Here is a 26,836-nt window from a genome sequence, read left to right as displayed (position 1 = left end):
AATCGGATGTGGAATATTCCACTAAAGACTCAGGGCTTGCTGCTGTGCGAAATGCGCAAGCTAAGGGGCTCGGGCATTCCTATGTCCATTTACGGCTCATTGTGTCCCAATCTTAAAAAGGAAGGTGGTCCAACAAGGAGAATTCCAGTGGCCACCATTCGTTTACCGCGCATTCGGCACGTTCGCGCAATCATTGCTGCAGTCGCAGGTACCGCAGCGCTAGCACCCCTGACCGCCGTCGCTCCCGCGGGAGCAGAAGAGTACCCCGATCCCGCCCAGGCCGATGCCGATGCCTCCATCGCCCGCGCTGTATCCAATGTTGATACTCAGCAGCGGGAAGTAGATCAGCTACGGCAGCTGCTCGACCAGGCAGAGGAACAAGCGGCGGCCGCGACGGACCGCATCGCCGAGCTTTCGGCCGATCCGGAGGTTGCAGACGATGCGGCAGAACTTGACCAGGCGTATGCCGAGAAGCGCGCAGCTGAGTCGGCATTGGTCGAGCACCGCCGCAACTTGGCCCAGCGGGAAGCGCAAATGAATGCCACGCGCAACTTCGCCGAGGCCTCTTTTGCGTACCAGCAGCAGTCACGGGAAGTGACCCACCAGGGCGACCTTCCAAGTGCGCAAAATCAAGATAATAATCTTGATTTTAAGGTAGATGCGGATGCGCTTGCCGCTGATCCCGTCAAGGCCGAAGACTTGAATAACGACAAGGGTGAAGGCTTTACCGACGAAATCGTTCCGGATGAATCTCCACTACCTGAGGCGGCCAACGATGGCGCCGCTGTAGAGGGGCAGGCTCACCCGACTACCCCGAAGGCAGAGTTCGGCACCGCGCTTAACCAGGGGGCAACCCCGTCTTTTAATACGGTAGACTACGGCACCGGATCCTCGGCATCGGACGTTATGGATATTGCCGGCGAGCTCGCCGCAGCCGTCGATCAGGACGATGTGCGGGCGCTGACGGCGGGATCCGCGGACCTGTTGGGGATTGGCAGCCCGGATACGGCGCCATCGGCAAGCACCGACCCTTCCGCCCTCAGTCAGGGGCCAGGTGCCCCATCCAGCGCTGCCCCGGGCAACAGCAGCCAGATTGAAGCGGTCATCGCTCGCGCAGAATCTGTTGTCGGAACCCCATACGTGTGGGGCGGCGGCGACAATAATGGCCCCACCGGTGGCCTCCGGGACGGCGGCATTGCCGATAGCTTTGGCGACTACGGCCGCACCGGCTTTGATTGCTCTGGATTGACTAAGTACGCGTTCGCCGCAGCCGGCCTGGATCTTCCACACTATTCTGGTGCGCAGTACCAAATGGGCAATAAGGTCTCCCGCGATAACATGCAACGCGGCGACCTCATCTTCTACGGTGCCGGCGGCAGCCAGCACGTGGCGATCTACTTGGGCAATGACCAAATGATTGAGGCCCCACAGTCTGGACAGAATGTACAGGTCTCCCCTGTGCGCTGGGCTGGTGCGACCCCGGATGTCGTGCGCCTTCTCTAATTCTTACCCTTGTGGTTGCTACTATTTAGGGCATGACTGACGCACAGCATCCTGCCCAAAAATTCGACGCCCTCCTCGTTCTTTCTTTCGGTGGCCCGGAAGGAAACGAGGAGGTCGTTCCGTTTTTAGAGAACGTTACGCGGGGGAGAGGCATTCCTCGCGAGCGCTTAGAAGTAGTGGGCAAGCACTATTACCACTTTGATGGGGTAAGCCCGATCAACGGGTTGAATCGGGAAATTATCCATAACGTCGAAGGCGAGCTGAAAAAACGCGGACATAATCTACCGGTTTATTTCGGCAACCGAAACTGGCACCCCTTTGGTACGGCTACCGCAGAGAAAATGGCGGAAGAGGGGATCCGCAACGTGGCCGTCTTTGCCACCTCGGCTTGGGGCGGTTACTCCGCGTGCCGGCAATACGATGAGGACATTGCGGCGATGCGCCAGCACCTTGCAGATAAGGGGCTGCCAGAAATCGAGTTCACCAAGATTCGGCAATTTTATGATCACCCCAAGTTCATCGCGGAGATGGTCGATGCCGTCGCCGAGGCCTGGCAGCGTATCCCCGCCGAGAAGATGGACAGCGCGCGCATGCTGTTTACGGCGCACTCCGTGCCGAATGCACACGATAATGTCGGTGGCGCCGATGGAGACAAGAACCTCTACTCCCGGCAAGTAGCCGAAGCCTCCCGCTTGGTGGCTGAGCGCGCCGGAATCTCGGATTACGATTTGGTCTGGCAATCGCGCTCCGGCAATCCAAAGACGCCGTGGCTAGAACCTGACATCGTTGACCACACCACCGCAATCCATGACCGCGACGGGGTAGACGCCGTCGTGGTGTGCCCCATCGGTTTTATCTCCGATCACATGGAGGTCATCTGGGACTTGGATTCGGAGCTGCAAGCCGCCGCCGATGAAATGGGCGTACAGGTAGAGCGCGCGCGTACCGCTGGCCCGTCCCAGCGGTTTGCGGCCATGATCGTGGATCTGGTGGAAGAACTCGAGCAGAGGCAACCGTGGGAGACCAGCGGGAATGTCACCGTCCAGGGGTGTACCACCAACGGCGCGCCCTGCGCTGCGGGCTGCTGCGATATCCGCGCCCACTAAGGGGCCGGCGAGCCCCGCTCTAGCGAGCGAATTCCGCTGCTGAATAAGCCACTCCCGTCATCCGCGCCTGCCGGATATGGCGCCACAGGCGGAGAAGCTCCGGGTCGAGGCTGTGATCGTTGATCCTATCCGTAACGGTTTCGATGATCGCGGCAACGCGATCCGCGCGCGCAAAGAGCTTCGCGGCCCGGGGCGGGGTGGCCGGTGGCAGGCCGGGCGTGTCATAAAAATCGCTCAGGGTCCCCACCGTGAGCCGGGGATTATTAAGAGCGGTGGACTGGTAGCCGCTGGCCGTAATGAGATCGGCGGATTCATCCGTTGCCTTAGTCAACAATGCGTCCGCCTCGCCGGGGCTTAGCCAGGCCGGCGAGGGCAGCGGTTGATCCTCGCGGATCACCTGCCATGCCGTGTGGGATCGGCGGGGATGGGGGATGAGAACGAGCGAGGCTTCCGGATCATTGGTGCGCACCACAATGGCGCCCGCTGAACTTTGCGCGGCCGCACGGGCAGACTCTGAGCCCGCAGGAAGCGTCGGCGCTTCACCCGGGCCAGATAAAATAAGCCGGAGGAGGGGCTCCCCGCCCGCGCCTGGCTGAGAGGTGAGCTCTTGCGTTTCGGCGCGCAGCAGGGCGAGCAAATCGATGAAGGGGGATTCATCGAAGCATTCGGGGCGCCCGCCCAGTTCCGTCAGGGCATCGAGCAGCTCATCTGTTGTCTCATGTCCCCACAACCACGCAGCGAGCCAGATGGCGGAGTTTTGGAGAGGGGACCACACTTCGGCGCGCATATCCATGGCGAGCAAGTGTAGTAGATAGACTATCGGGCCATGAGTTTAGATCCTTATGGCGGAGATATTTTTGCTGGGCACCGACGCAGCAAGCCCACCCAGTATCCAGAAGTGCCGGCAGAGCCGGGCATGGTGGTAGAAGTGCGCGGTGATGATTTCGTGGGCGCCGTTTTAGGCGTAGATAAGACCGTCTTTGGTGAGGTCGTGCGGCTAGAGGACCGCCACGGTGTCGAGCGAGTATTTAACCTCATTAAAGGCGGATTCTTAGTAGAAGGTCAGCCGGTGACGCTGACGAGGTACGTGCCCAAGCAAGCACCCCGCAAATCGAATTCGGGCTCTAGGCGGGTAGAAAACGTAGAGGCCAAGGTAGCAGCGCCATCGCGCATTTGGGTCGAAGGCGTCCACGATGCCGCCATCGTGGAAAAGGTGTGGGGGCACGATCTGCGCGTCGAAGGCGTGGTCGTGGAATACCTAGAAGGCTTGGACAACCTCGAAGAAAGGCTCGCCGAATTTCAGCCTGGCCCTGGCCGCCGGGTCGGCGTGCTCGCGGACCACCTGGTCAAGGGGTCGAAAGAAACGCGAATGACCGAGTCAGTGGGGGAACACGTTCTAGTCACCGGCCATCCCTTTGTGGATATTTGGGCGGCAGTAAAACCGCAACGGGTAGGCCTGCAAGCATGGCCGGAGGTACCGCGCGGTGAAGATTGGAAAACGGGGATTTGCCGCCGCGTGGGATGGTCTGATCCCTCCGATGGGTGGCGCCACGTTTATAACGCGGTCCATTCTTTCCGGGATTTGGACTCGAGCCTTATCGGGGCGGTCGAGCGGCTGGTGGATTTTGTGACCACGCCGGAGCTGCACAAATCAGACCTTGTCTAAGCCGCCGCGGGCCGAGTTTTCTGGGCCTAGGCTAGATTGGCGCGTTCAATGAGGTTGACCGCCAATTGCCACCCGGCCATCTCGGCGCTCCAGCCCGCAGCCTGTAGCCTTTGGGACATCGCCTGTTTGGAAATGCCCAATTCTTCCGCGGCCTCATTTTGATTGAGCCCCGCCCGTACCAGCGAGGTTGCCTCGCGGCCCTCGATGGTGCGCTTATTCAGCACGTATCCAATGAGCGCGAAGGCGGCAGCGATATCGCTTGCCTCCGCGGAACGGCCGCGCTTATTGAGCTTGGTGTAGACCTGTCCCATGCGGGCGGAATTTTTCAGCGCCGCGGTGGCCACGTGGCGTGCGCTGTCCTCGTCTGCCTGGTTGCCGGGGCTGATGCCGATGCCGATGGCCCAGTCGCCATCGGCAAGCAAAGCCATGACGACCTCACACACCGCGGTGGCGGAATCGACAACGGCGCAAATATCCTCCACGCCAAGGACGTGAAACTCGCTGACGCCCTCGAGGGTGGATAGCGCGGCGGCCGAGCGCTGCACGAGCTCAGCGCGGCGCACGGAACGCCCACGGTAGCGGGCATGGACAGCGAGCACGAGGATCCTCCTTTATTGCGAGCAGTTCGTTACAGTCTACCGCTTAACCTTGACTGGACGGGAGTCGGCAGGCGCGAATCGAGTACAAGCCCGCCGATGCCGGCGAGGGCAAAGACGATAAAGGCAGCGATGATCCCAGGGCTGGCCGTACCGGTAAGCGCATCGCCGAAAAAGACGCCGATGACCGTAGTGGGAATCGAGCCCACAAACGTAGCCACCGTAAAGTGCGAAACGCTGATGGGGGTAAGCGCAGCGACGTAGTTGAGGAGGCTAAAGGGCACCCCCGCGACCATGCGCAGGGAAGCGATGGCCAGCCAACCGCGCCGCTCCAAGTGGGTATTGATGGTATAAACCGCGGGGTGGGCAAGGTGCGGCCTGATCCATTCTCCGAGCAGGCTGCGCACAATCAGCAGCGATAATACGGCCGAGATGGTGAGCGCGAATAGCGAAATGGCAAGACCCTGCCAGGGGCCGAAAAGGATGCCTGCTGCAACCGTCCAGATGGTCCGAGGCAGGGGAAATTGCGTAAATATGACATAACCTAGCGTGAAGGTAGCCGGAAACCACGCACCCAGGTGGGCAGCGGCCGTCCGCATCTGGGAGAGATCGGGAATGTCGAGCCAGACAAAAAGCGCAACTCCAGCAAGCGCGAGCGCGATGATAAGCGCCCAGCGTCGCGGTGACCACGCGCGGACTGAGCCCCACGCAGAGTGGGCGAGTTGAACGGAGAAGCTACCAAAGCTGCGTATCCAATCCCGGAAAGTGGTCATGCGTTCGTATCGTAGTCGGCGCGGCCGTGCTTTTAGAAAAGAGCAGTACTTATAGAAAAATCTCGAGGCACCGTAGGAACGATGTCTCGAGACTTCACAGTGTGCCCGGAGGGGGACTTGAACCCCCACGTCCGTTAATAGGACACTAGCACCTCAAGCTAGCGCGTCTGCCATTCCGCCACCCGGGCAGGGTGTTTGCAACCTCTCGGTTGGGCACCTCGAAACTTTATCGTGTTCGGCCTTTGGAATACAAATCGCCAGGTCGACGCTTATAAATCGGACGATCGCAAGGCGGGTAAATACATCCATGTAACTTGGGTGGCCGCAGTGCCTACATAGGAGCACGGTTTGAAACCAGCTGGACGGTGGTGGGGTGAGTGGGAGGGACATCGACAAGCGCGTGTGATCTGCGGTACAAAGGGGTACATGACTTCTTATGCAGATGACACTCGATTCCCCGGACCTGACCCGTACGCCCCGCTGCGCGATCTCCCCAGCTTTGGGCTGTCTTCTACCGACTTGGTAGAAGGCGATGAGATTCCAGAAAAGCACCGCGCGCCGGAAAGCGTGTCCCCACAGCTGGCATGGTCCGGACTGCCGGAGGGAACCAAGTCTTTAGCGGTTACCTGCTTTGACCCGGATGCACCGACCGCCTCCGGTTTCTGGCACTGGGCCGCCTTTAATATCCCCACTGATGTCTCGGAGCTGCCCACCAACGCCGGCGCGGCAGAGGACCTTGGCATCGACGGTGTTATCAGCCTGCGCAATGACTCCGGCAACCGCACCCACTTTGGTGCCAACCCGCCGGCCGGCCACGCTCCGCACCGCTACCTCTACGCGGTCCACGCCGTAGACGTAGAAACCCTCGATATCGATCCGGATTCTTCCCCCACCGTCCTCGGCTTCAACCTGCACTTCCACGCACTGGGCCGGGCAATCCTCTGGGGTTGGTACGAGGCCAAGTAATGGCGAGTTCCGCTCCTAAAAACCCAGTGACCCCACCCGCAGCGCTGCGGGTGGGCGGCGCTTTTTTGGTCGTTGCTTTTGTGCTGGTCCTGTTCGCCCTCATTTCCGTTTTTAGTGAAGGATGGGGCGCACCCTTTGTCTGGACCTACAGTAACCTCGCGATCATTATTGCAGCGGTGATGGTGGGTGCCTTCAGCACGATGAGCAAGGAGCATGCCGGTAGCCGCGCACAGATCATCGCCTTGGCGGTGGCGGTGCTCTTGATTATTGCTAGTCGCTTTCTTCCGCAACACGATTTGCTGATTCAGCAGCAGTATTGGCTGCTCTTTTATGCCGGCATGTCCGCCATCTGTGCCTTGATTTTGCGACGCAGCGTCATGGCGACCTCCTAAGCGGGCCTATAAATAAGCAATGCCACGTGTGGAAACACGTGGCATTTTCTTTATCTAATGAGCTGCTAGTTTATTGCCTTCCACGGCAGATTGGAGCCTACGGCCTCAGAGATATTGCTTAGGCCATGGGCGCGAATCTGCTTGGCGATGCCCCTGTGAATGTCCCGAATCCAGTCCGGCCCGCCGTATATGAGCCCGGTATAGCCCTGGAGGAGGCTGGCACCGGCGGCAATTCGCTCCCACGCCTGTTCCGGGGTGGTAATCCCACCGACGGAAATAAGGACAAGTTGCGTTCCCACACGCGCGTTCAGCCGGCGGAGTACCTCTAAGGAGCGCTCGGCCACCGGTGGGCCGGAAATACCACCGGCGCCAAGGGCTTCTACCTCCGCGCGGGGAGTGTTCAGTCCCTCGCGGGAGATGGTGGTATTGGTGGCGACGATGCCGGCAAGGCCCAGTTCCACGGCGAGATCGGCAACGGCATCGACATCGGCATCCGAAAGGTCCGGCGCGATTTTTACCATGACGGGGACATCGGTGGATTCTTGCACGGCGCGCAGGATGGGGCGAAGCGATTCGACCGCCTGCAGGTCCCGCAACCCAGGGGTATTGGGGGAAGAGACATTGACCACCAGGTAGTCCGCCAGACCGCCTAAAACGGACGCGGAGCGGCGGTAATCATCCACGGCGCGTTCGGCTGGGGTGACCTTGGTTTTGCCGATATTAATCCCGATGACGTCGTTGTACCGGCGCTTGCGCAGATTCTCTGCCACGGCCGCCGCACCCTCATTATTAAAACCCATCCGGTTTAAGATGGCGGCATCTTCTTTGAGGCGGAAGAGGCGGGGAGTCGGGTTGCCCGGCTGCGCCTGCGCCGTGACGGTGCCCAGCTCGGCATAGCCGAAACCAAGCGGCGACCAGGCATCGGCGGCAGCGGCGTTTTTATCAAACCCAGCCGCCAGGCCAAGCGGGCGCGGGAAGGTGATCCCGCATACTTCCTGTGTCAAGACCAGATCGTTGACCGGCAGGATGCGGCCAAGCGCGCGATTGGCAGGCCCTGCCGCGTGCAGGCCGTGGAGGCCAGAGTTGATAATGCCGTGGATGCGCTCGGGGCTTAAGCGAAACATCCCGCGTAGCGCCAGCTGATAGGCGCCTTTGCGCAGCGAATCGAAGGTCGAAACCATGGATTAAGACTCCTTTGCCTTTGTCAGGTGTGGATCCGCCACGAACTGCAGCCCCTGGCCGGATGCGGAGGCAACCACGATGGTGCCATTGGAAAGAGCGGAAATATTTTGGGCATCGGCAAGCGTGGCAATCTCGCCGCGGGATTCGGGAACGCCCTTGTCAATGGAATAGGCGTGCGCGATGTTGTTATCGGTGGTGGTAACCCACGCGAGCTCGCGCGAGTCATCCCAGGCCACCGCCCACGGGGTGCCATCGACCACGCCGTATTGGTGCAGGCGGACGACGTCATCGGAGGTATAGACCGCGATCCGGCCGCCCTCGGTATCGGAGGCGAGCACGACGCCGTTATTACCCACCGCGATTTGGCCGACACCCTGGCCAGCGCGCAACCGGCCGCCGGCGCGGTCATTGGGCCAATCGATATTCTGGATGGTGGAATCCGAACGCTGAATGCGCACAATCCCGTCATCGCCGTCCGCATTGGGAACGGCGAGCATCTGGTCCGAGCCGGCCTCGACGGAGATTTCGCCGTCCCGCGTGCCATCCTTGTACCGGCCGACCACAGCGGAGTCGCTCGCGGTGACAAAGACTTCGCCGGTGGAAAGTTGGGTCCCAGCGGTGACCTGGAAGTCTTCCTCCATCTTGATTTCTTCCGGTGACTCCGGCGCAGAAGGATCAATGAGTAGGACCTTATCCGGGCAAGCCAAGACGAATCCAGATTCGGAGGAGCTCAAATCGCCGCAGGTGGAATCGACATCGATGCTCTTGGCCTTCTTGGCGGCAAAGTCATCCTGGCTGCCAATGCGCACCTGGTCCGCGGTGCGAACGGCAATCGTATCCTTCACCGCGGCCAGATCCGTGATGTCTTCATCGAGGTCGATGACCGTACCGGCAGGATCGGTGTCGCTCGGAGAAGCGGCTGGGGTGGCGTTGCCCTTCACTGCGGTTTCGGGATCACCGCCTACGCCCACGGTGGAATCGCAGGCGGCCAGCGCAGCAGTGGAGAGTGCTAGCAAGCTGGATAGTACGAGTGTGGAGCGGGATCGTGATTTCACGGATACTTATCCTAACAGCGCGCGTTGCGATTTCCCGAAGCCGTGCGCGGCGGTAGTGTATGGCGGGTGATTTCTGATACCGCGACCGAAGCAGTTTCTTGGGCACAAGTTATCGTTTTATCCATTGTGCAGGGGCTTACGGAGTTTCTCCCGGTAAGCTCCTCGGGGCACCTGCGCATTGTTTCCGAGCTCTTTTGGGGCAACGATGCCGGTGCTTCCTTTACAGCCGTCATCCAGCTCGGCACCGAGCTTGCCGTGCTGGTTTATTTCGCCCCGATGATCTGGCAAATCCTCTCCGGATGGCTGCGTGGGTGGACCAACCCCGCCTCGCGCGGACAGGACTGGCGCATGGGCTGGATGGTCATCGCCGGATCCATTCCCATCGGCGTTATCGGGTTGGTTTTTGAAGATGCCATCCGCGGTGCGCTGCGCAACCTGTGGATCACCGCCGCGATGCTGATCCTTTTCTCCTTCGTCTTCATCGCCGCAGAGCGCGTGGGCTCCAAAAAGCGCGGTTATGACGAGCTCACGATGAAGGATGCCATCATCATGGGCCTGTGCCAGTGCTTGGCGCTGGTTCCTGGCGTTTCGCGTTCGGGCGGCACCATTTCCGGTGGTCTTTTCTTGGGCCTCGACCGCGAGGTGGCCACGCGCTTTAGCTTCCTCTTGGCCATTCCGGCAGTGCTGGCTTCGGGGCTTTTTTCGCTTCCCGATGCCTTCGCGCCCGAGGCCGGTCAAGCCGCGTCCGGTATGCAGCTGCTCGTCGGCACCGGCATTGCCTTTGCCTTAGGCTACGCGTCGATTGCCTGGTTGCTGAACTTCGTGGGCAACCACTCCTTTGCATGGTTTGCGGCCTACCGCATCCCAGTAGGCATCCTCGTGATGATTCTGCTGGCCTTGGGAGTCCTACAGCCCATTTAAAGCACCCCATAAGTTCGCGTTAGGATAGGTGCCATGCATTCTTGGCCAACACCTTCTTATAGTCGCGTCCCAGGCGATGCGGCGCAGCTCTATCTCTACGATTCCGCGAATCAAACCAAGGCCCCCGTGCAGGTAAAGGGGGATACCGCCACCATGTACGTGTGCGGCATTACCCCGTATGATTCGACCCACTTGGGCCACGCAGCCACCTATCTCACTTTCGATCTGATTTACCGGCAGTTCCTGGACGCTGGCAAGAAGGTCAATTACGCGCAAAACATCACCGACGTCGATGACCCACTCTTTGAGCGCGCGGAGCGCGACGGCGTTGATTGGCGCGAACTCGGCACCTCCCAGATCGACCTTTTCCGCTCCGATATGGAGCTTTTATCGGTCATCCCGCCACAGCACTTTATCGGCGCTATGGAGGCGGTCGATGAGATCGTGGATATGGTGCAAAAGTTGCTGGATAACGGCGCCGCTTACGTGGTCGATGACCCGGAGTACCCGGATGTATATGCCTCCATCGATGCCACCGAGGAATTTGGCTACGAATCCAATTACTCGATGGAACAGATGCAGGAATTTTTTGCCGAGCGCGGCGGCGACCCCGACCGCCCAGGCAAGAAGCACCCCATGGACGCCCTGATTTGGCGCGCCCACCGCGAAGGCGAACCGGCGTGGAAGTCTCCCTTCGGTCCAGGCCGCCCTGGCTGGCACATCGAGTGCTCTGCCATCGCCACCAACTACTTGGGCAGCACCTTTGATATTCAAGGCGGCGGCAGCGATCTGAAGTTCCCGCACCACGAATTTTCCGCCGCGCATGCAGAGGCCGCATTGGGCGTAGACCGCATGGCGCAGTTCTATGTCCACACCGGAATGATTGGCCTCGACGGCGTGAAAATGTCCAAGTCCCTGGGCAACCTGGTCTTCGTCCACAAGCTCGTGGAGCAGGGCGAGGATCCCTCCGCCATTCGCCTTGGCGTATTCTCCGGCCATTACCGCGCCGAGCGGGACTGGTCCGATGAGGTGCTCGACCAGGCCAAGGCCCGCCTGGCCACCTGGCGGACCGCCCTGGAGGCCCCTGGGGCCCTGTCGGCTGCGGAGGATGCGGTAGCGGGGCTTCGCCAAGCGCTTGCCGATGACCTCGATACCCCCACCGCGCTGCGCGCCATCGACAATTGGGCAGGCAGTGACCGTGGCGAGGACGAGGAAGGGGCTGCGCAGTTGGTGCGTACCGCACTTGATTCGCTGCTCGGCGTGCGGGCCTAGCCAACTTAGGGCAATATCGACAGCATGAGCATTCGCGCAGATTTCCAACCCACCGTTGATGAGTTCATTGCTGATCTGAAGTCCTTTGCCACCGGTGATTACCTCAAGGATGAGGAAAAAGAGTTCTGGGAGGCGCCGTTTAACGCGGCGGTGCTACCAGAACTTAAAGGCCACCTCGAGCAGATGCTGGACGGGCTAGACGGGCTGCCGGATGATCCTGATGGCGGCCAGCTCGCCGCGGTGCTGAATAAGACCGTTAAAAAACTCGCCACCTTTAATCGCAAGCAACACGATGCCGTGGTGGAGCCGGAGGAAAAGGAAGAAATCGCCGAGCTTATGTACAACGCCTCCGCGGCAACCGGTGCCGATGATGAGGCGCTATCACAGATTCCCGAGTTGGACTTCTAAGCCTCTTTACGGCGCCAGCCCGCTGTGGGTAGATTCCTAAGGTGAAGTTGATCGATCACCGCGCAGCGCGAATATCCTCGTTGAGCCTTAATTCTATGCCGGAAAAGCCGGTGGAGTGTGTATGACCACAGTGAGTAATTCCCAGCTTTTGTCCCGTCCAGCGGCGATTTTCTGGGATATGGATGGCACCTTGACCAACTCGGAGCCCTTATGGGGCGAGGCGACGTACTATCTTTCGGAAGTGCTGGGAAAACGCCTTACCCCCAACCAACGCCTGGATACGGTGGGAGCTACTTTTACGACGACGCTGCGCATTTGTGCCGACAACGCTGGGGTTGTCTTGGGCGAAGGCGATGTCGAGGCCTACCGGCACAAGATGTTTGATTATATGAAGACTCTTTTTGCCGGCCGCCTCGAAATCTTTCCTGGCATCCCTGAGCTTTTAACTTCGCTGCACCACGACGGCATGCCGATGATGGTTACGACGAATACGGACCGCGACGTTGCAGACGCCGCCATTGCGGTCATCGGCAGCGAGTATTTCGTAGACACTATTTGCGGCGATGAAGTTCCCACCGGCAAGCCTGCCCCAGACATGTACTTGGAAGCGGCTCGGCGCCTGCAGCTTAATCCAGCTCAGTGCCTCGTATTTGAGGATTCCCCGGCAGGTATGCGCGCTGCCGTGGCCGCGGGATGCACCGTTATCGGTCTGCCAGAAGATGAAGGAGTGGAAGTACCGGACGGGGTAGTAGAAATCTCTCGGCTGCGCGATTCTCGCCACCTCGCCGGCGCGCTCCACACGGATGTCTACGAGTGGTTCCGGGTTATCCAGGAAATGAAATAAAACCCTTCGCATTGTCTGCTTACCTGTGGAACAATAGTTAGCCGTGAAGGATTTTGAGACACTTTTTGCTGAGCTACTAAACAAAGCAGACCAGAAGCCTGAGGGCTCTGGGACCGTCCAGGCGCTGGAAGAAGGCGCCCATCATATTGGCAAAAAGATCATCGAAGAGGCAGGCGAGGTATGGATCGCCGCCGAATACCAGTCCGATGAGGAACTGGCGGAAGAAATGTCGCAGCTTATCTATTGGACGCAGGTCATGATGATCAAGCGTGGCCTGCGCCCTGAAGATATTTATAAATACCTATAACTTGTTGCCACCTGCGGTGGAGCAAAATTCCTGGAGAACAGCATGATCAAAATTGCAGTACCAAATAAAGGGTCCTTATCGGAGGCGGCTTTAGAAATCCTTGGTGAGGCCGGATACAAGGGGCGCGGCCACTCCAAAACCCTGAACGTGGTGGATCTGGATAACGGGGTGGAGTTTTTCTTCCTCCGCCCGAAGGACATCGCGATCTATGTTGCTCGCGGTGTGCTCGATCTAGGGATTACGGGGCGCGATTTGGCGCTCGATTCCAATGCCCAATTTAAAGAGGTCCTCTCGCTCGGCTTCGGCGACTCGACATTCCGCTACGCCGCACCCCAAGGAGTGGGGTGGGATATCTCTCACCTAGAGGGCAAGCGTGTGGCGACGTCGTACCCGAATTTGGTCCGCCAGGACCTGGCGGAGAAGGGAATTTCCGCCGATGTGATCCGCCTAGACGGGGCGGTGGAAATCTCCATCCACTTGGGCGTGGCCGATGTGATTGCTGATGTCGTGTCAACTGGTACTACGCTGCGGCAGCAGGGCTTGGCGCCCTTTGGTGAACCCATCGTCACCTCAGAAGCCGTGGTTATCAAACGCCACGATGCAGAGGTGACGCCGGAAGAGCAGGTCGTCTTGGGCCGCATCCAAGGCATCTTGCACGCCCGCACCTACCTCATGATTGACTACAACATCGCGGAAGAAAATCTGGACAAAGCAGCTGGTGTTACTCCGGGTCTGACTGGACCCACGGTCTCACCGTTGGCGCGGCAAGACTGGGTAGCGGTGCGTGCGATGGTTCCGCAGAAGGAAGCCAACCAGATTATGGATCGACTTTCCCAACTCGGTGCGGAGGCAATTTTGGCTTCCGATCTCCGCATTGCCCGCTTTTAGGGGGAGTATTAAATTCTTGGTCGTCCCAACTGGGGCGAAACGTGGCTACCATTGGCGCTTGAGAACATTTACTCGGACATCATTCTCGACAGGCAAAGGAGCCGCGCCATCATGGCAAAGTCGTCTAAGAAAGAAGAAAAAGACACTAAGTCTGCCGCAAAGGAAGGGCAGGAAAAGCAGGAGGATAAGACCACTCATTCTGCACAGAAAAAGGTAGCTGAGCAGAAGCAGCCAAAGACGTCGAGCAAAAACACTCGTACGGAGACCGACCTGATCGGTGACTTGGAAATTCCTGCTGATGCCTACTTTGGTGTCCACACCGTCCGCGCGATGGATAACTTCCAGATTTCCTACGTGACCATTAACACCATTCCGCACTTCATCCGCGGCATGGTGCAGGTCAAAAAGGCCGCTGCGATGGCCAACCGTCGCCTGCACGTGCTTCCAAAGAAGAAAGCAGAGGCCATCATCTGGGCTTGTGACCAGATCTTGGACGAGGGCCGCTGCATGGACCAGTTCCCGCTCGATGTATTCCAGGGCGGCGCCGGCACCTCGTTGAACATGAACACCAATGAGGTCGTTGCCAACCTGGCGCTTGAGCACTTGGGGGAGGAGAAGGGCTCCTACGACATCATCAACCCCAACGATGACGTCAACATGTCCCAGTCCACCAACGATGCTTACCCAACTGGCTTCCGTCTGGGCCTGTACGCTGCCATCGATGACCTCGTCGTGCGCATCGACAGCCTGCGTTCCGCATTCCAAGACAAGGGCAATGAGTTCCAAGACATCCTGAAGATGGGCCGCACCCAGCTACAGGATGCCGTCCCCATGACCTTGGGCGATGAATTCAAGGGCTTTGCCAATAACCTGAACGAGGAGCAGGCCGTTCTGCGCGACGCACAGAGCCGCTTGCTGCAGATCAACCTCGGCGCCACCGCCATCGGCACCGGCGTTAACACCCCAGCCGGCTACCGCCACCAGGTAACCGCCGCTCTGTCTGAAGTCACCGGCCTGGAGATGAAGACTGCAAGCGACCTGATCGAGGCCACCTCTGACTGCGGTGCCTACGTATTCTTGCACTCCGCCATCAAGCGCGCTGCCATGAAGCTGTCCAAGATCTGTAACGACCTGCGCCTGCTGTCCTCCGGTCCACGCGCTGGCCTTGGCGAAATCAATCTGCCGGCCCGCCAGGCAGGTTCCTCCATCATGCCGGGTAAGGTCAACCCAGTTATCCCAGAGGTGGTCAACCAGACCTGCTTCAAGGTCTTCGGCAACGACCACGTCGTGACCATGGCCGCAGAGGCAGGTCAGCTGCAGCTCAACGTGATGGAGCCGGTCATCGGTGAGGCGCTGTTCCAGTCCATCCGCATCATGGGCAACGCGGTTGATGCGCTGCGCGAAAAGTGCGTCACCGGTATTACCGCTAACGCCGATGTGTGCCGCCAGTACGTGGAGAACTCCATCGGTATCGTCACCTACCTGAACCCATTCATTGGCCACCACAACGGTGACGAGATTGCCAAGGAATCCCTCAAGACCGGCAAGGGCGTCAAGGAACTCGTCCTGGAAAAGGGCCTTCTGGATGAGGCAACGCTGAACAAGGTGCTGTCGGTAGAAAACCTCATGCACCCAGAATTCCGCGGCCAGCTTTTCTTGGACGAAAACTAAGTAAGCCCGCGAGCCATAGCGCAACATTCCGCACACACCGTGCTCACTCTTCCCGTGGAAAACGGGAGGGGAGTACTCCACGGTGTGTGCGGCCTCTTTCGTCTATGCCCGAATTGGTGTCTCCCGCTTCCATAGCGCAGTGCCATGGAAATATACCGAACGGTTTATAACGCGAGGTAGAACACATGTGGGAACCGACACAAACGGGCATATTGTGTCAATAAAACAACACATTCAGGGCAAAATAGAAGTGTAAGGGTGGTCCACGACCGGCAGGTCAAGGCGGGTCCACTACGTGTAGTTGAGAACGTGTGGAGTGTATCCATGGTTATTGTTCATATTGTCATCGTTCTCGCGGCCATTATCTTGGGTGCGAGAATTGGGTCCATAGGTATCGGCATGGCCGGTGGCCTGGGCGTTCTCCTTTTGGGTGTTGCGGGAGTTCCCGTAACTAGGGAAGACATTCCGTTCGATGTCATCGCCATCATCATGACGGTGATTGCGGCCATCGCCGCCATGCAAAAAGCCGGCGGCATGGACTATTTGGTTCACGTGGCCGAGAAGTTCCTGCGCAAAAACCCTAAGAAAATTACGTACTACGCACCCATCGTGACGTGGCTGATGACGGTCCTTGCCGGTACCGGCCACACCTCCTTTTCCACGCTGCCGGTGATCGTCGAGGTGGCCAAGGAGGGCAAGGTTCGTCCGTCGCGCCCGCTGTCTATCGCGGTCGTCGCCGCGCAGATGGGTATCTGTGCCTCGCCAATTTCGGCCGCGGTGGTCATCCTGGCTGGCCTGCTTGAGCCCATGGGCGTGGGGTACCTTCAGGTGCTCGGCGTGCTGATTCCAGCTACCTTCCTGTCCATCTTCCCGGCAGCGTGGCTGGCCAATAGGTTTGGCAAGGAACTGGAAGATGACCCCGTCTACCAAGAGCGCAAGGCGCAGGGCTTGGTCAAAGAGCCGATTGGTGCTAGCAAATATGAGCCAAAGGAAGGCGCTAAGTCTTCCGTCGTTATCTTCCTTATCGCCATCGTTATCGTCATGGCATGGGCTACCATTTCTTCCGAGCAGGTTGGTCTCATTACGGATCCCACGTTGCCGCGCAATGAGGCGATTATGACCGTCATGCTTTCGGCCGCAACGATCATCGTGCTCAAGACCAAGATTCCGGCAGCTGACGTCCTCAACACCCCGGTATTTAAATCGGGCATGTCTGCCTGCATCTGTGTGCTGGGTGTCGCGTGGTTGGGAACCACCCTCATCAACCACTACTTGGACGATATTCAGGCCTTGGCTGGCGACGTCATCGAAGCTTCGCCATGGTTGCTGGCAGTAGTGCTCTTCTTCGCCGCAGCCCTGCTGTACTCGCAGGCCGCCACCACCAAGGCACTCATGCCCGCCGCCTTGGCGCTGGGAGTAGGCCCGGTTACCGCCGTGGCCGCATTCCCGGCAGTATCTGCCCTGTTCATCCTGCCTACCTACCCAACGTTGCTGGCAGCAGTCGAAATGGATGATACGGGCACGACCAAGATCGGCAAGGCCGTCTTTAACCACCCATTCCTCATCCCCGGCGTGGTCAGCATTGTCGGTTCCGTGCTCTTGGGCTACGCACTCGGCGCGGTAATCATCTAGCGAGTCCTTCAATTCGCATTCCCAGTGGCGTCTTCTCCGCAGAGAGGGCGCCACTTTTATGTGGCAACCCCACCCGAAGAATGTTGTGTCTCACACTTCTTACCCCATGCGACTTGGCTTATGTCAGAAATCGGTAGGGTAGGTGCTATGACTACGCAGCCATCCGATGTTGAAATCGCACAAGCCCATAACCTGCAGCCGATTGCGGAGATCGCAGCCAAAGCAGGTATCCCTGAAGATGCAGTAATTCCCTTTGGTTCCACGAAGGCCAAGGTGGATATCACCAAGGTGGACTACGCCAAAGACAAGCGCGGCAAGCTCGTGCTGGTGACAGGAGTCTCCCCAACACCTGCCGGCGAGGGAAAATCCACGGTGCTTATCGGCTTGACCGATGCCTTGGACCAGATTGGAAAGAAGGCCATCGTGGCCCTCCGCGAGCCCTCCCAGGGCCCGGTAATGGGCATCAAGGGCGGCGCTGCGGGCGGCGGTTACGCCCAGATTGTGCCGATGGAGGATATCAACCTGCACTTCACCGGTGACTTCCACGCCATTGCCGCGGCAACGAATACGCTCGCCGCCATCATCGATAACCACATTCACCAGGGCAACCAGCTGGGCATTGACCCTCGCCGTGTCACGTGGCAGCGCTGCGTCGACGTGAACGACCGAGCATTGCGCAATGTGGTGACCGGCCTCGGCGGATCGGCACACGGCGTGCCGGCAGAAACGGGCTTTACCATTACGGCGGCCTCCGAGATCATGGCCATTTTGTGCTTGGCGACGAGCCTCGATGACCTCAAGCAGCGCCTAGGCGATATTACCGTCGGCTTTACCTATGACCAGCGCCCAGTAACCGCGCGCGAGCTCGATGCGGAAGGTGCGCTGACCGCATTGATGCGCGATGCCTTGAACCCGAACCTCGTGCAAACCCTCGGCGGGGTTCCCGCACTCGTGCACGGTGGTCCCTTCGCCAATATCGCGCACGGCTGCAACTCCTTGCTGGCGACGCAGACCGCCCTGCAGTTCGGAGATATCGTGCTGTCTGAAGCCGGCTTCGGCGCGGATCTTGGCGGCGAGAAGTTTATGGATATCAAGTCCCGGTTTGGTGACCTGGACGTGGCCGGCGCGGTGGTTGTGGCGACGATCCGCTCGCAGAAGTACAACGGAGGCGTTGCCAAGGACAAGCTCACCGAGGAAAACCTTGAGGCGCTGCAGAAGGGTATCGTCAACCTTGAGCGCCACGTAGAAAACCTGCGCAAGTTTGGGATCAAGCCTGTCGTCGCGCTGAACCTCTTTTGGTCCGATACCGAGGCGGAGCGCCAGTTTATGCGCGATTGGGCCAAGGACTTCGGCGTGGCCTTGGAAGAGGCCAACGTCTGGGCCGAAGGCGGCGCGGGAGCGACGAAGCTGGCCGAGACCTTGCTGGAGAACCTCGAGGGCGGCGCGCAGCAGCTCTACGATCCGGAAGAAGGCATCGAGGCCTCCATCGAGACCATCGCCCGCGAGATCTACCGCGCGGACCGCGTGGAATACGGCTCAAAGGCTGTGAAGGACTTGCAATACATCAAGGACAATGGCTGGGATAAATTACCCGTGGTCATTTCCAAGACGCAGTATTCCTTCTCGGATGAAGCCACGGAACTTGGTGCTCCTGAGGGACACACATTGCACGTGCGCGAGTTACTGCCGCGCACCGGTTCCGGGTTCATCGTGGTGCTGACCGGCAACGTGATGACCATGCCGGGCCTGCCTAAGAAGCCGGCGGCCAATAATATTGACGTCGCCGCCGATGGCACGGTATCCGGACTGTTCTAAAAGGATTTAATCCGCCGCGGAGCCCGGCCACCCCGGGTACTCCGGCGGCGTGCCGCCAAATTCAGGGCAGATCGCCTGATGCGCGCACCAATCACAGAGCTTGGAGCGCTTCGGGCGAAAATCCCCGGCGCGCCCATCGGCTTCAATCTTGGCCCACAGTTGGCCTAGATCGCGCTCGAAGTATTCGAGTTCCTCCTGGGTAGGAGCTAAAAACATCGAATCCAGCACCTTGAGATACATCAGCCGCAGCTGGTGGGGGATGGTGCCCAGCAGGCGCCAGTACACCAGGGCATAAAACCGCATCTGGAATTGGGCGCTGTGGGAAAAGCGCGGTGCCGGTTTCTTTCCCGTCTTATAATCCACGACGCGCACCTCGCCGGTGGGCGCGCGGTCCACGCGGTCAATAAACCCGCGCACGGGTACGCCATTGGGCAGGACCGTATTGACATACATCTCGGTTTCTTGGCAGTCGAAGCCCTGCGGGTTTTCCATCTGGAAATAGCCCTTGAGCAGCTCGCGGGCCGCGACGAAGAAGTCATACGTTTCTTCTTCGGGCACGAGCTCGAGCAGTTCAGCGTCCTTTTCTGTCATCGCGGCCCAGCTTGGTTTAATCATCTTTACCGCTGCCGGGTAGGTGCGCTCTTCACGCGGGAGTTTATGCGTTTCTTCTAGGACCGCGTGGACCAGGGTTCCCTTAACTTGGGCGATGGTCTTGGGCTCGGGAATCTTGTCGATGGCCCGGAATCGATAGAGCAGCGGGCACTGCTGGTAGTCGGAGGCGCGCGAGGGTGACAGGGCAAGAGGGCGGGGAGTAGATGAAGTAGCCATGGTGTATCTAGCCTATCGCCGATAGTTTCGTGGCAAGCTAGAAGGTATGAGTTATACCGATAAGTTCCTTGATTTTCTGGCGGCCTCGCCGTCGTCGTACCACGCCGCGCATGAGGTAGCGCGCCAGCTGCAAGAATCTGGTTTCCAGGTCCAGGATGAGCGCGAGGACTGGTCGGCCGCACCGGGCGGGCACGTCATGGTCCGCGGCGGCGCGGTTACCGCGTGGTACGTGCCGGAAGGCGCCGATAAGAACTCCGGTTTCCGCATCGTTGGCTCGCATACTGATTCGCCGGGGCTGGCGCTTAAACCAACACCCGATTTTTCCGCTGCGGGCTGGCAGCAGGTCGCGGTAGAAATCTACGGCGGCGCCTTGCTGCACACGTGGTTTGACCGCGAACTTACCGTCGCCGGCCAGGTTGTGACCACGGATGGGCGCCAGCACCTGGTGAATACGGGGCCAGTCCTGCGGCTTCCTTCGCTGGCTATCCACTTGTACCGCAAGGATGAGTTCAAGCCGGACCGCCAAAAGCACATGCAGCCGGTGCTGACGGTCGGCGATGAAGAGGCGTCGATCCTGCAGGTGGTGGGGGAGCAGGCGGGCATCGCTAAGCAGGATATTGCTTCCTTCAACCTGATTACCGCCGATGCCGCCCGGGGCGCGGTCTTTGGCGCGGGCGAAAAGTTTATCGCGGCCGGCCGCATGGATAACCTGTCTTCGGTGCACGCCTCGCTCGAGGCTATGCAAAGCGCTGCGCAGGACTATGATGGCTCCGATATTTTGGTCATGATGGCCTTTGACCACGAGGAAGTGGGCTCGAGTTCCCGCTATGGTGCCGCCGGACCGATCCTGCAGGACGTGCTAACCCGCACCGCCCGCGCGCTGGGGGCCAATGAGGAAGAGCGCTTCCAGATGTTCGCGCGTTCTAGCTGCGTGTCTGCCGATGCCGCGCACTCGGTGCACCCCAATTACGCGGATAAACACGACCCCACCCACCAGCCGATCATTGGGCAAGGCCCAGTGACCAAGATCAACGGCAACCAGCGCTACGCCTCCGATGCCCAGACGATTGCGCTGTGGGAGACCGAGTGTGCCAAGGCTGGGGTTCCGGTGCAGCGTTTCGTGGGCAATAACGATGTGCCGTGCGGCTCGACCATCGGGCCGATTACCGCAACGCGGCTGGGTATCGACACCGTCGATGTGGGCGTGCCGATGCTTTCGATGCACTCCGCGCGCGAGATGGTGGGCGAGCAGGACCAAATATGGCTCTCGCGGGCTCTTGAGGCATACTTGAAGGGTTAGTACCCACAACCTCGAGGAGTTTTGCGGCATGGCTTATTCTGGCCCCTTTTCCTATGGCGACCGCGTGCAGCTGACGGACGCCAAGCGGCGCCACTACACGGTCATTTTGAAAGAAGGAGGCCAGTTCCATTCCCATAAAGGCATAATCAACCACGATGACATCGTGGGGATGGATGAAGGTTCCGTCATCGAGTCCACCTTGGGCTCGTCCTTCCTGCTCTTCCGCCACCTCATGGTGGATCACGTCCTCTCGATGCCGCGTGGCGCCGCCGTGATCTACCCCAAGGACGCCGCGCAAATCTTGGTCGAGGGCGATATTTTCATGGGCGCCCGCGTGCTGGAGGCTGGTGCGGGCTCCGGCGCCTTGTCGATGTCCCTCCTGCGCGCCGTGGGCCCCGAAGGCCACGTCTATTCCTACGAGATCCGCGAGGACCACTTGGAGTACGCGGTCGATAACGTCGAGGAATACTTTGGATCCCGCCCCGAGTGGTGGTCGCCGCGCCTAGGCGATCTCGGCGATGTCACCGCTGAGGACCTCGGCGGCCCCGTCGACCGCATCATCTTGGACATGCTGGAGCCCTGGGAGAACCTGGAGACCGTGCGCGATCTGCTGATCCCCGGCGGCGTATTCATGACCTATGTGGCAACGGTCCCGCAGCTGATGAAGGTCATGGAGGGCATCCGCGAGCTGCAATGCTTTACCGAGCCGAAGGCGTGGGAATCCCTGGTGCGCGAGTGGAAGGTAGAAGGCCTAGCCACCCGCCCGGAGCACCGCATGAACGCGCATACCGCATTCCTTATTTGGACCAGGCGGCTTGCCGATGGCGTCACCCCGCCGCGCCCCCAGCGCCGCGCCCGCAAATAAGGTGCACAGTTTTAAGTACACGGGTGTAATTAATTACTAAAGTGGCCTCGCTCATAGCTGCTCGCGCGTTAAAGTGGTGTGCATGGATGAAGCCACGGATAATAAGCGGCAACTCAGCCAGCTTGCTGCGCGCAATCAAAAGCTGGTGGAGCTATTACAGAAATCGCGCGCCGAGCTCGAGCAGTTATTTGCTGAGGTCAACGCCCTTGCGGAGCCTGCCTCTACCTACGGTGTGTTTTTGGCCTATTCGCCGCACCAAAGCGAGGTGGGCACCACCGCGGAGGTCTATACCAACGGCCGAGTAATGCAGCTCAAGGTGTCTCCCAACGTGGAGCCGGGCAGCCTGCAGGTGGGCCAACAGGTCCGGCTGGGCGATGGCTTCGTGGTCGTCGAAGGCTGCGCTCCTACGAGGACTGGCGAGCTTGCCACCGTGGTCGAGCGCTTGGACCAGCGCCGCGCCGTCGTGGCTAATTCTGCGGGGGATAACCGCGTTGTTCTGCTCGCACAGGCGCTGCAAGAAAGCGTGCGCGCGGGCGAGGTGGTGCTGTTAGATACCAAGGCTTCCGTGGCCGTGGAAAAGGTGGATCAAGCAGAGGTTTCGCAGCTTTCGCTGGAAGAAGTACCCGATGTGCGTTACGAGGATATCGGTGGCTTGGACGAGCAGATTTCCCAGATCCGCGATTCCGTCGAGCTGCCCTTTATCCACCCCGAGCTCTACCGGCAGTATGGCTTGCAACCGCCCAAGGGTGTGTTGCTTTATGGCCCACCGGGCTGCGGAAAGACGCTCATTGCTAAGGCCGTGGCGAACTCCCTGTCTACCCAGATGGGGGGAGACGGATCCAGCTACTTCCTCAATGTCAAGGGCCCAGAGCTGCTGAATAAGTACGTCGGTGAGACCGAGCGCCGCATCCGGCTTATCTTTGAGCGCGCACGCGAGCTCGCCCAGGCCAGCGCGGATCGCCCCGTGGTCATCTTCTTTGATGAGATGGAATCGATTTTCCGCACCCGTGGATCCGGGGTTTCGTCCGATATGGAGACTACCGTCGTTCCTCAGCTGCTGACTGAGCTCGATGGCGTGGAGGGCCTCAGCAATGTGGTCATCATCGGCGCCACCAACCGGGAAGAGCTCATTGACCCCGCCATCATGCGCCCGGGCCGGCTGGATATGAAGGTGCGCATCAATCGGCCTACCAAGCGCGGCGCGCGCGAGATTTTCGCCCGCCACTTCGATCCGTCCATTCCACACGAGGGCGATATCGACGAGCTCATCGGCGATGCCGTGGATGAGCTCTATAGCGATAGGCCTTTTGCGCAGCTGCACTTTAGCAATGGGCAGCGCCAGGTCCTGCACTACCGCGATTTCGTTTCCGGCGCGATGATCGCCAATATCCTGGCCCGGGCTAAGAAGCTGGCCATCAAGGAGGCGTTATCGCACCACGGTGCGCAGCGCGCCGCGGAGGAAGGCGATGGGGGCGTTAAAGGGGGCATCGGCAAGCAGCACCTGCGCACCGCCATCGCCGCTGAGCAGGAGGAATCGGAATACATGCCAACCTCGACCAACCCCGAGGAATGGAGCAAGATCGTTTCCGCGGATCACGGCGGATCGCGTGTGACCAGTGTGGAACTTTTGAGTGGAAGGAGCTGTACGTGGCCCGTGTGCTAGGAACGGAAACGGAATACGGTATTTCTACGCCGGATTCGCCGGAGTATTCCCCAATCATTACCTCGACCCATGCGGTGGTGGCCTATGCCGCGCTGTATACGGGTGCGCGTTCCCGCTGGGATTTTGCGGAAGAGCACCCCTTGCGGGACTCGCGCGGTTTTGATCTCAAGCGCTACGATACGGTGCCCGTGGTAGACCCCAATGCGGTTGGTGTGGCCAATGTTGTCACCCCGAGCGGGGCGCGGTTCTATGTGGACCATGCCCACCCCGAGTATTCCGCTCCGGAGTGCACGAATGCGTGGGACGCAACGCTCTATGACGCCGCCGGCGATCACACGTTGCTGCAGGCCCGGGATGCTGTGGCGGAGCTGACGGCACAGGGAAACTCCGTCTTGGCGGACCGGCAGCCGTGCCCGCCGCTGCGGTTGTACAAGAATAACGTCGATGGCAAGGGCGCCAGCTACGGTTCGCATGAGAACTATCAGTATGCTCGCAGCACCGATTTTTCGGTCATGGCCCAGGCGCTGATTCCCTTCTTCGTGGCCCGGCAGGTCGTCATTGGTGCTGGGCGCATGGGGCGCGGGGAGTTTGGCGAGGAACCGGGGTTCCAGATTTCCCAGCGCGCGGATTATATTGAGCAGGAAATCTCCCTGGAAACCACCCTCAACCGTGGCATTATCAATACCCGCGACGAGCCCCATGCCATCCACGATGATTTTGGCCGCCTGCACGTCATCATCGGCGATGCGAATATGTCGCAGACCTCGACGCTGCTGAAATTGGGCATGACCTCGCTGGTGCTCGATGCCATTGAGGCCGGCACGGACTTTAGCGATCTGCGCCTTGCCGATGCCGTCGCGGAGGTCCCCCTGGTAAGCCGCGACCTCGAATTGCGCCACCGGCTCTCGCTTGCCGATGGCCGCACGCTCACCGCCCTCGAGCTGCTCGCCGAATACCGTCGCCGCCTGCAGCCGGAGACCGACGCCGATCACAAGGTGCTAGCGGCCTGGGACGAGGCAGTAGAGCTGCTTGCCGATGACCCCCTCAAGGCCGCCCACCTCCTAGATTGGGTGGCCAAGTACCGGTTGATCAAGAGCTACCTCGACCGCGGCATCGCCCCAGATGATCCCAAGCTGCGCCTGATCGACCTGCAATACGCGGAAATCGATCCCGAGAAGTCGCTGCACCATGCGCTGGTGCGCAAGGGGCAGATGCGCCAGCTCTTTACCGCTGAAGACCTACACCACGCTGCGGCCGAGCCGCCCGCCGACACCCGAGCATATTTCCGCGGGCGCATAACGCAGAAATTCGGCGAAGACATCATCGCCGCCAGTTGGCAAAGCCTCACCCTGCGCCGTGGTGCTACGGACGGGCGCTCCCGCAATGGCGTCTGGGCCACCGTGGCCATGGATGATACCCGCGGCCTTACCCGCGCGGACTGCGAAGGCATTATCGAGGGCGCCAGCAGCGTAGAGGAGTTACTTGAAGGGCTTGCTGCCATCGGCATCCAGCCCGAGTATCGTAAGTAATGATCACCTAATATGACGAAAGGATGACACCGTGTCCACTTCGAATCGCCAGGTTTCTAGCAATAATGGGGGAAATGGCCCCGAGTCAGAGGAAGAATTTACCGCAACTCAGCTCAATATCAACACTTCTGGAACCGATGATCTCCTGGATGAGATCGATGGCCTGCTAGAAAATAACGCGGAAGAATTCGTCCGCTCCTACGTCCAAAAAGGTGGACAGTAGGCGTGGAATCCACCCGTCCTGTTTTTGCCCGGCGGATCATGGGCATCGAAACCGAGTACGGCCTGTCCACCGCGACGCCGAAGAGCCAGCGGGCATTAAGTCCGGATGAGGTTGCGCGCGTGCTCTTTCGGCCGATCGTGGAAAAGTACGCCTCGTCCAATATCTTTGCCACCAATGCCAGCCGCCTGTACCTCGACGTCGGCTCGCACCCTGAGGTAGCCACCGCCGAATGCGATAGCCTCAGCCAGCTCATCGCCCATGAATGCGCCGGTGACCGCGTGATGAACCGCCTAGCCCTGCAGGCAGAAGACGCTTTGGCCGAAGAAGGAAACGAGCGCGCGGTCTACCTTTTTAAGAACAACGTCGATTCCGCCGGGCACTCCTTTGGCTGCCACGAGAATTACCTCATTAGCCGGCACATGGTCCTCAAAGACCTGGGCGTGGCGCTCTTGCCGTTCTTGATTACCCGCCAACTTATCTGCGGGGCGGGAATGGTACAGCCTGCCAAGGGCGATCACCCCGCGCAATTCCTCTTATCCCAGCGCGCCGATCAGGTATGGGAGGGCGTATCGTCCGCGACCACCCGTTCCCGGCCCATCATCAATACCCGCGATGAGCCGCATGGGGATTCCAAGCGCTTCCGCCGCATGCACATCATCGTCGGCGATTCCAATATGGCAGAGCCCACCATCGCACTAAAGGTCGGCTCCACCCTGCTCATGTTAGAGATGCTGGAGGCAGGCTTCGAGCTACCCGAGCTCGAGATCGCAGATCCAATCCACCACATTCGCTCCATTGCGCGCGATGTGACCGGCTCAACGCCGTTGCCGCTTGTTAGCGGGGGAACCATTACAGCCTTGGAGGTCCAGCAGCAGCTTTGCGCGCGGGCCCGCGATTGGCTTGCTCACCGCGAAGACGCCGGCACGCCCACGGCGGAATTGGAGCGCGTCGTTGACCTGTGGGAGCGCATCCTGCGCGCCATCGAGACCGGAGATTTTTCTGGCGTAAACCGCGAGATTGATTGGGTGATCAAGCTCGAGCTGCTCGAGCGCTACCGCTCCCGTTTGGGCGGTGACTGGGCGCATCCGAAGCTGACGCAGGTTGATATGACCTATCACGATATCCGGCCCGGGCGAGGCTTATACGATGTCCTGCTGCGCCGCGGGATGGTCGAGCGCTGGATCGATGATGAGTCCATCGAGCGTGCGGTATCTGCTGCGCCGCCGACCACGCGCGCGGCGCTGCGCGGAAAGTTCCTTGCTGCGGCCGAAGAATGCGGCGCGCACGTGACCGTGGATTGGACGCGGCTGAAGGTCAACCGCCCAGAACCGCGCACCGAGGAACTGCTCGATCCCTTCGCGTCCACAGATCCGCGCGTTGAGGCATTGCTAGACTATATGCACGATAATCACGCCTAGGGCGTGCACATTG

At 59.8% G+C, this 26,836-nt stretch carries 26 protein-coding genes and 1 tRNA gene; 20 read left to right on the top strand and 7 right to left on the bottom strand.

The features are described from left to right. Positions 1 to 147 precede the first annotated feature (147 nt). Together ACP8IT_RS06395 and ACP8IT_RS06390 are read left to right on the top strand one after the other, a co-directional pair. Positions 148 to 1,503 carry an NlpC/P60 family protein gene (locus tag ACP8IT_RS06395; RefSeq protein ID WP_490289758.1) on the top strand — a complete coding sequence of 452 codons (1,356 nt, stop codon included), beginning with the start codon at positions 148 to 150 and terminating at the stop codon, positions 1,501 to 1,503. A 32-nt stretch (positions 1,504 to 1,535) separates the two neighbouring features. Then, positions 1,536 to 2,609: a ferrochelatase gene (locus tag ACP8IT_RS06390; RefSeq protein WP_126319059.1), complete on the top strand. Its 1,074-nt coding sequence runs from the start codon at positions 1,536 to 1,538 to the stop codon at positions 2,607 to 2,609. A 19-nt stretch (positions 2,610 to 2,628) separates the two neighbouring features. On the opposite strand, the gene ACP8IT_RS06385 is transcribed toward ACP8IT_RS06390, so the two are convergent. Next, positions 2,629 to 3,402: an Rv1486c family protein gene (locus ACP8IT_RS06385; RefSeq protein WP_284610218.1), complete on the bottom strand. Its 774-nt coding sequence runs from the start codon at positions 3,400 to 3,402 to the stop codon at positions 2,629 to 2,631. Between the two features lie 33 nt (positions 3,403 to 3,435). Between ACP8IT_RS06385 and ACP8IT_RS06380 the strand changes: the two genes are divergently transcribed. Next, complete coding sequence (locus tag ACP8IT_RS06380) at positions 3,436 to 4,275, top strand: DUF3097 domain-containing protein (protein ID WP_023017483.1); 840 nt, start codon at positions 3,436 to 3,438, stop codon at positions 4,273 to 4,275. A 26-nt stretch (positions 4,276 to 4,301) separates the two neighbouring features. Here ACP8IT_RS06380 and ACP8IT_RS06375 read toward each other — a convergent pair whose 3' ends face one another. The 3 genes from ACP8IT_RS06375 to ACP8IT_RS06365 all read right to left on the bottom strand — a co-directional run bounded on the left by ACP8IT_RS06375 (position 4,302) and on the right by ACP8IT_RS06365 (position 5,832). Continuing rightward, entirely contained in the window at positions 4,302 to 4,874 is a 573-nt protein-coding gene (locus ACP8IT_RS06375) for a MarR family transcriptional regulator (RefSeq protein WP_237800822.1), read from the bottom strand. A 29-nt stretch (positions 4,875 to 4,903) separates the two neighbouring features. Next, positions 4,904 to 5,644, bottom strand: a complete 741-nt coding sequence (locus ACP8IT_RS06370; protein WP_490289757.1) for a TVP38/TMEM64 family protein — start codon at positions 5,642 to 5,644, stop codon at positions 4,904 to 4,906. A 102-nt stretch (positions 5,645 to 5,746) separates the two neighbouring features. Continuing rightward, a tRNA-Leu gene (locus tag ACP8IT_RS06365) sits at positions 5,747 to 5,832 on the bottom strand. A gap of 238 nt (positions 5,833 to 6,070) precedes the next feature. On the opposite strand from ACP8IT_RS06365, the gene ACP8IT_RS06360 reads away from it, so the two are divergent. After that, positions 6,071 to 6,610, top strand: a complete 540-nt coding sequence (locus ACP8IT_RS06360) for a YbhB/YbcL family Raf kinase inhibitor-like protein (protein WP_023022376.1) — start codon at positions 6,071 to 6,073, stop codon at positions 6,608 to 6,610. After that, the gene (locus tag ACP8IT_RS06355; protein ID WP_490289756.1) at positions 6,610 to 7,002 is read left to right on the top strand and encodes a hypothetical protein; all 393 of its coding nucleotides are present in this window, start codon (positions 6,610 to 6,612) and stop codon (positions 7,000 to 7,002) included. The genes ACP8IT_RS06360 and ACP8IT_RS06355 overlap by 1 nt, the downstream gene beginning before the upstream one ends. A gap of 65 nt (positions 7,003 to 7,067) precedes the next feature. Here ACP8IT_RS06355 and ACP8IT_RS06350 read toward each other — a convergent pair whose 3' ends face one another. Further along, positions 7,068 to 8,183: a quinone-dependent dihydroorotate dehydrogenase gene (locus tag ACP8IT_RS06350; protein WP_490289755.1), complete on the bottom strand. Its 1,116-nt coding sequence runs from the start codon at positions 8,181 to 8,183 to the stop codon at positions 7,068 to 7,070. A gap of 3 nt (positions 8,184 to 8,186) precedes the next feature. Beyond that, complete coding sequence (locus tag ACP8IT_RS06345; RefSeq protein WP_490289754.1) at positions 8,187 to 9,239, bottom strand: NHL repeat-containing protein; 1,053 nt, start codon at positions 9,237 to 9,239, stop codon at positions 8,187 to 8,189. Between the two features lie 66 nt (positions 9,240 to 9,305). Here ACP8IT_RS06345 and ACP8IT_RS06340 point away from each other — a divergent pair, with 66 nt between their 5' ends. From ACP8IT_RS06340 to ACP8IT_RS06300, 9 genes are all read left to right on the top strand, one after another. Beyond that, entirely contained in the window at positions 9,306 to 10,160 is an 855-nt protein-coding gene (locus tag ACP8IT_RS06340; RefSeq protein WP_034654042.1) for an undecaprenyl-diphosphate phosphatase, read from the top strand. A gap of 33 nt (positions 10,161 to 10,193) precedes the next feature. Continuing rightward, on the top strand, positions 10,194 to 11,432 hold the full coding sequence (mshC, locus tag ACP8IT_RS06335; protein ID WP_284609463.1) for a cysteine--1-D-myo-inosityl 2-amino-2-deoxy-alpha-D-glucopyranoside ligase: 1,239 nt from the start codon (positions 10,194 to 10,196) through the stop codon (positions 11,430 to 11,432). Positions 11,433 to 11,456: 24 nt separating this feature from the next. Then, positions 11,457 to 11,840 carry a hypothetical protein gene (locus ACP8IT_RS06330; RefSeq protein ID WP_005279186.1) on the top strand — a complete coding sequence of 128 codons (384 nt, stop codon included), beginning with the start codon at positions 11,457 to 11,459 and terminating at the stop codon, positions 11,838 to 11,840. A gap of 121 nt (positions 11,841 to 11,961) precedes the next feature. Beyond that, complete coding sequence (locus tag ACP8IT_RS06325) at positions 11,962 to 12,684, top strand: HAD family hydrolase (protein WP_490289753.1); 723 nt, start codon at positions 11,962 to 11,964, stop codon at positions 12,682 to 12,684. Positions 12,685 to 12,727: 43 nt separating this feature from the next. Further along, positions 12,728 to 12,991, top strand: a complete 264-nt coding sequence (locus tag ACP8IT_RS06320) for a phosphoribosyl-ATP diphosphatase (protein WP_005279188.1) — start codon at positions 12,728 to 12,730, stop codon at positions 12,989 to 12,991. A 42-nt stretch (positions 12,992 to 13,033) separates the two neighbouring features. Further along, complete coding sequence (gene hisG, locus ACP8IT_RS06315; protein ID WP_490289752.1) at positions 13,034 to 13,879, top strand: ATP phosphoribosyltransferase; 846 nt, start codon at positions 13,034 to 13,036, stop codon at positions 13,877 to 13,879. A 111-nt stretch (positions 13,880 to 13,990) separates the two neighbouring features. Next, the gene (gene aspA / locus ACP8IT_RS06310) at positions 13,991 to 15,550 is read left to right on the top strand and encodes an aspartate ammonia-lyase (RefSeq protein WP_023017492.1); all 1,560 of its coding nucleotides are present in this window, start codon (positions 13,991 to 13,993) and stop codon (positions 15,548 to 15,550) included. Between the two features lie 324 nt (positions 15,551 to 15,874). Beyond that, complete coding sequence (locus ACP8IT_RS06305) at positions 15,875 to 17,182, top strand: anaerobic C4-dicarboxylate transporter (RefSeq protein WP_284899507.1); 1,308 nt, start codon at positions 15,875 to 15,877, stop codon at positions 17,180 to 17,182. A 147-nt stretch (positions 17,183 to 17,329) separates the two neighbouring features. Further along, positions 17,330 to 18,997 (top strand): formate--tetrahydrofolate ligase, encoded by a 1,668-nt coding sequence (locus ACP8IT_RS06300; RefSeq protein WP_284901917.1) that lies wholly within the window; start codon positions 17,330 to 17,332, stop codon positions 18,995 to 18,997. A 6-nt stretch (positions 18,998 to 19,003) separates the two neighbouring features. Here the strand turns inward: ACP8IT_RS06300 and ACP8IT_RS06295 are convergent, their stop codons facing one another. Beyond that, positions 19,004 to 19,825, bottom strand: a complete 822-nt coding sequence (locus tag ACP8IT_RS06295) for a RecB family exonuclease (RefSeq protein WP_005279193.1) — start codon at positions 19,823 to 19,825, stop codon at positions 19,004 to 19,006. A gap of 46 nt (positions 19,826 to 19,871) precedes the next feature. Here ACP8IT_RS06295 and ACP8IT_RS06290 point away from each other — a divergent pair, with 46 nt between their 5' ends. From ACP8IT_RS06290 to pafA, 6 genes are all read left to right on the top strand, one after another. Next, positions 19,872 to 21,125, top strand: coding sequence for a M18 family aminopeptidase (locus tag ACP8IT_RS06290; protein WP_490289751.1), 1,254 nt, complete (start codon positions 19,872 to 19,874; stop codon positions 21,123 to 21,125). 28 nt (positions 21,126 to 21,153) lie between these two features. Continuing rightward, complete coding sequence (locus ACP8IT_RS06285; RefSeq protein WP_284771882.1) at positions 21,154 to 21,990, top strand: tRNA (adenine-N1)-methyltransferase; 837 nt, start codon at positions 21,154 to 21,156, stop codon at positions 21,988 to 21,990. A gap of 82 nt (positions 21,991 to 22,072) precedes the next feature. Then, entirely contained in the window at positions 22,073 to 23,653 is a 1,581-nt protein-coding gene (gene arc / locus ACP8IT_RS06280) for a proteasome ATPase (protein ID WP_237791911.1), read from the top strand. After that, positions 23,638 to 25,182: a depupylase/deamidase Dop gene (gene dop / locus ACP8IT_RS06275; protein ID WP_490289750.1), complete on the top strand. Its 1,545-nt coding sequence runs from the start codon at positions 23,638 to 23,640 to the stop codon at positions 25,180 to 25,182. The genes arc and dop overlap by 16 nt, the downstream gene beginning before the upstream one ends. A gap of 31 nt (positions 25,183 to 25,213) precedes the next feature. Further along, positions 25,214 to 25,405, top strand: a complete 192-nt coding sequence (locus ACP8IT_RS06270) for a ubiquitin-like protein Pup (protein ID WP_005279201.1) — start codon at positions 25,214 to 25,216, stop codon at positions 25,403 to 25,405. Positions 25,406 to 25,443: 38 nt separating this feature from the next. Next, complete coding sequence (gene pafA / locus ACP8IT_RS06265; protein WP_237800896.1) at positions 25,444 to 26,823, top strand: Pup--protein ligase; 1,380 nt, start codon at positions 25,444 to 25,446, stop codon at positions 26,821 to 26,823. Positions 26,824 to 26,836: the final 13 nt, after the last annotated feature.

The organism is Corynebacterium sp. LaCa_23 (genome assembly GCF_058182375.1).
The sequence above is the reverse complement of the archived record's forward strand: the minus strand, read 5'-3'. Positions and strand labels throughout refer to the sequence as shown.

What these genes read in the sequence shown, in the direction of transcription:
- ACP8IT_RS06370 (WP_490289757.1), bottom strand. Translation starts at nt 5,644, where the DNA reads ATGACCACTTTCCGGGATTGGATACGCAGCTTTGGTAGCTTCTCCGTT.
- aspA (WP_023017492.1), top strand. Translation starts at nt 13,991, where the DNA reads ATGGCAAAGTCGTCTAAGAAAGAAGAAAAAGACACTAAGTCTGCCGCA.
- ACP8IT_RS06385 (WP_284610218.1), bottom strand. Translation starts at nt 3,402, where the DNA reads ATGGATATGCGCGCCGAAGTGTGGTCCCCTCTCCAAAACTCCGCCATC.
- ACP8IT_RS06295 (WP_005279193.1), bottom strand. Translation starts at nt 19,825, where the DNA reads ATGGCTACTTCATCTACTCCCCGCCCTCTTGCCCTGTCACCCTCGCGC.
- ACP8IT_RS06330 (WP_005279186.1), top strand. Translation starts at nt 11,457, where the DNA reads ATGAGCATTCGCGCAGATTTCCAACCCACCGTTGATGAGTTCATTGCT.
- mshC (WP_284609463.1), top strand. Translation starts at nt 10,194, where the DNA reads ATGCATTCTTGGCCAACACCTTCTTATAGTCGCGTCCCAGGCGATGCG.
- ACP8IT_RS06380 (WP_023017483.1), top strand. Translation starts at nt 3,436, where the DNA reads ATGAGTTTAGATCCTTATGGCGGAGATATTTTTGCTGGGCACCGACGC.
- ACP8IT_RS06285 (WP_284771882.1), top strand. Translation starts at nt 21,154, where the DNA reads ATGGCTTATTCTGGCCCCTTTTCCTATGGCGACCGCGTGCAGCTGACG.
- ACP8IT_RS06300 (WP_284901917.1), top strand. Translation starts at nt 17,330, where the DNA reads ATGACTACGCAGCCATCCGATGTTGAAATCGCACAAGCCCATAACCTG.
- pafA (WP_237800896.1), top strand. Translation starts at nt 25,444, where the DNA reads ATGGGCATCGAAACCGAGTACGGCCTGTCCACCGCGACGCCGAAGAGC.
- ACP8IT_RS06325 (WP_490289753.1), top strand. Translation starts at nt 11,962, where the DNA reads ATGACCACAGTGAGTAATTCCCAGCTTTTGTCCCGTCCAGCGGCGATT.
- ACP8IT_RS06305 (WP_284899507.1), top strand. Translation starts at nt 15,875, where the DNA reads ATGGTTATTGTTCATATTGTCATCGTTCTCGCGGCCATTATCTTGGGT.
- ACP8IT_RS06290 (WP_490289751.1), top strand. Translation starts at nt 19,872, where the DNA reads ATGAGTTATACCGATAAGTTCCTTGATTTTCTGGCGGCCTCGCCGTCG.
- arc (WP_237791911.1), top strand. Translation starts at nt 22,073, where the DNA reads ATGGATGAAGCCACGGATAATAAGCGGCAACTCAGCCAGCTTGCTGCG.
- ACP8IT_RS06350 (WP_490289755.1), bottom strand. Translation starts at nt 8,183, where the DNA reads ATGGTTTCGACCTTCGATTCGCTGCGCAAAGGCGCCTATCAGCTGGCG.
- ACP8IT_RS06355 (WP_490289756.1), top strand. Translation starts at nt 6,610, where the DNA reads ATGGCGAGTTCCGCTCCTAAAAACCCAGTGACCCCACCCGCAGCGCTG.
- ACP8IT_RS06360 (WP_023022376.1), top strand. Translation starts at nt 6,071, where the DNA reads ATGACTTCTTATGCAGATGACACTCGATTCCCCGGACCTGACCCGTAC.
- ACP8IT_RS06390 (WP_126319059.1), top strand. Translation starts at nt 1,536, where the DNA reads ATGACTGACGCACAGCATCCTGCCCAAAAATTCGACGCCCTCCTCGTT.
- hisG (WP_490289752.1), top strand. Translation starts at nt 13,034, where the DNA reads ATGATCAAAATTGCAGTACCAAATAAAGGGTCCTTATCGGAGGCGGCT.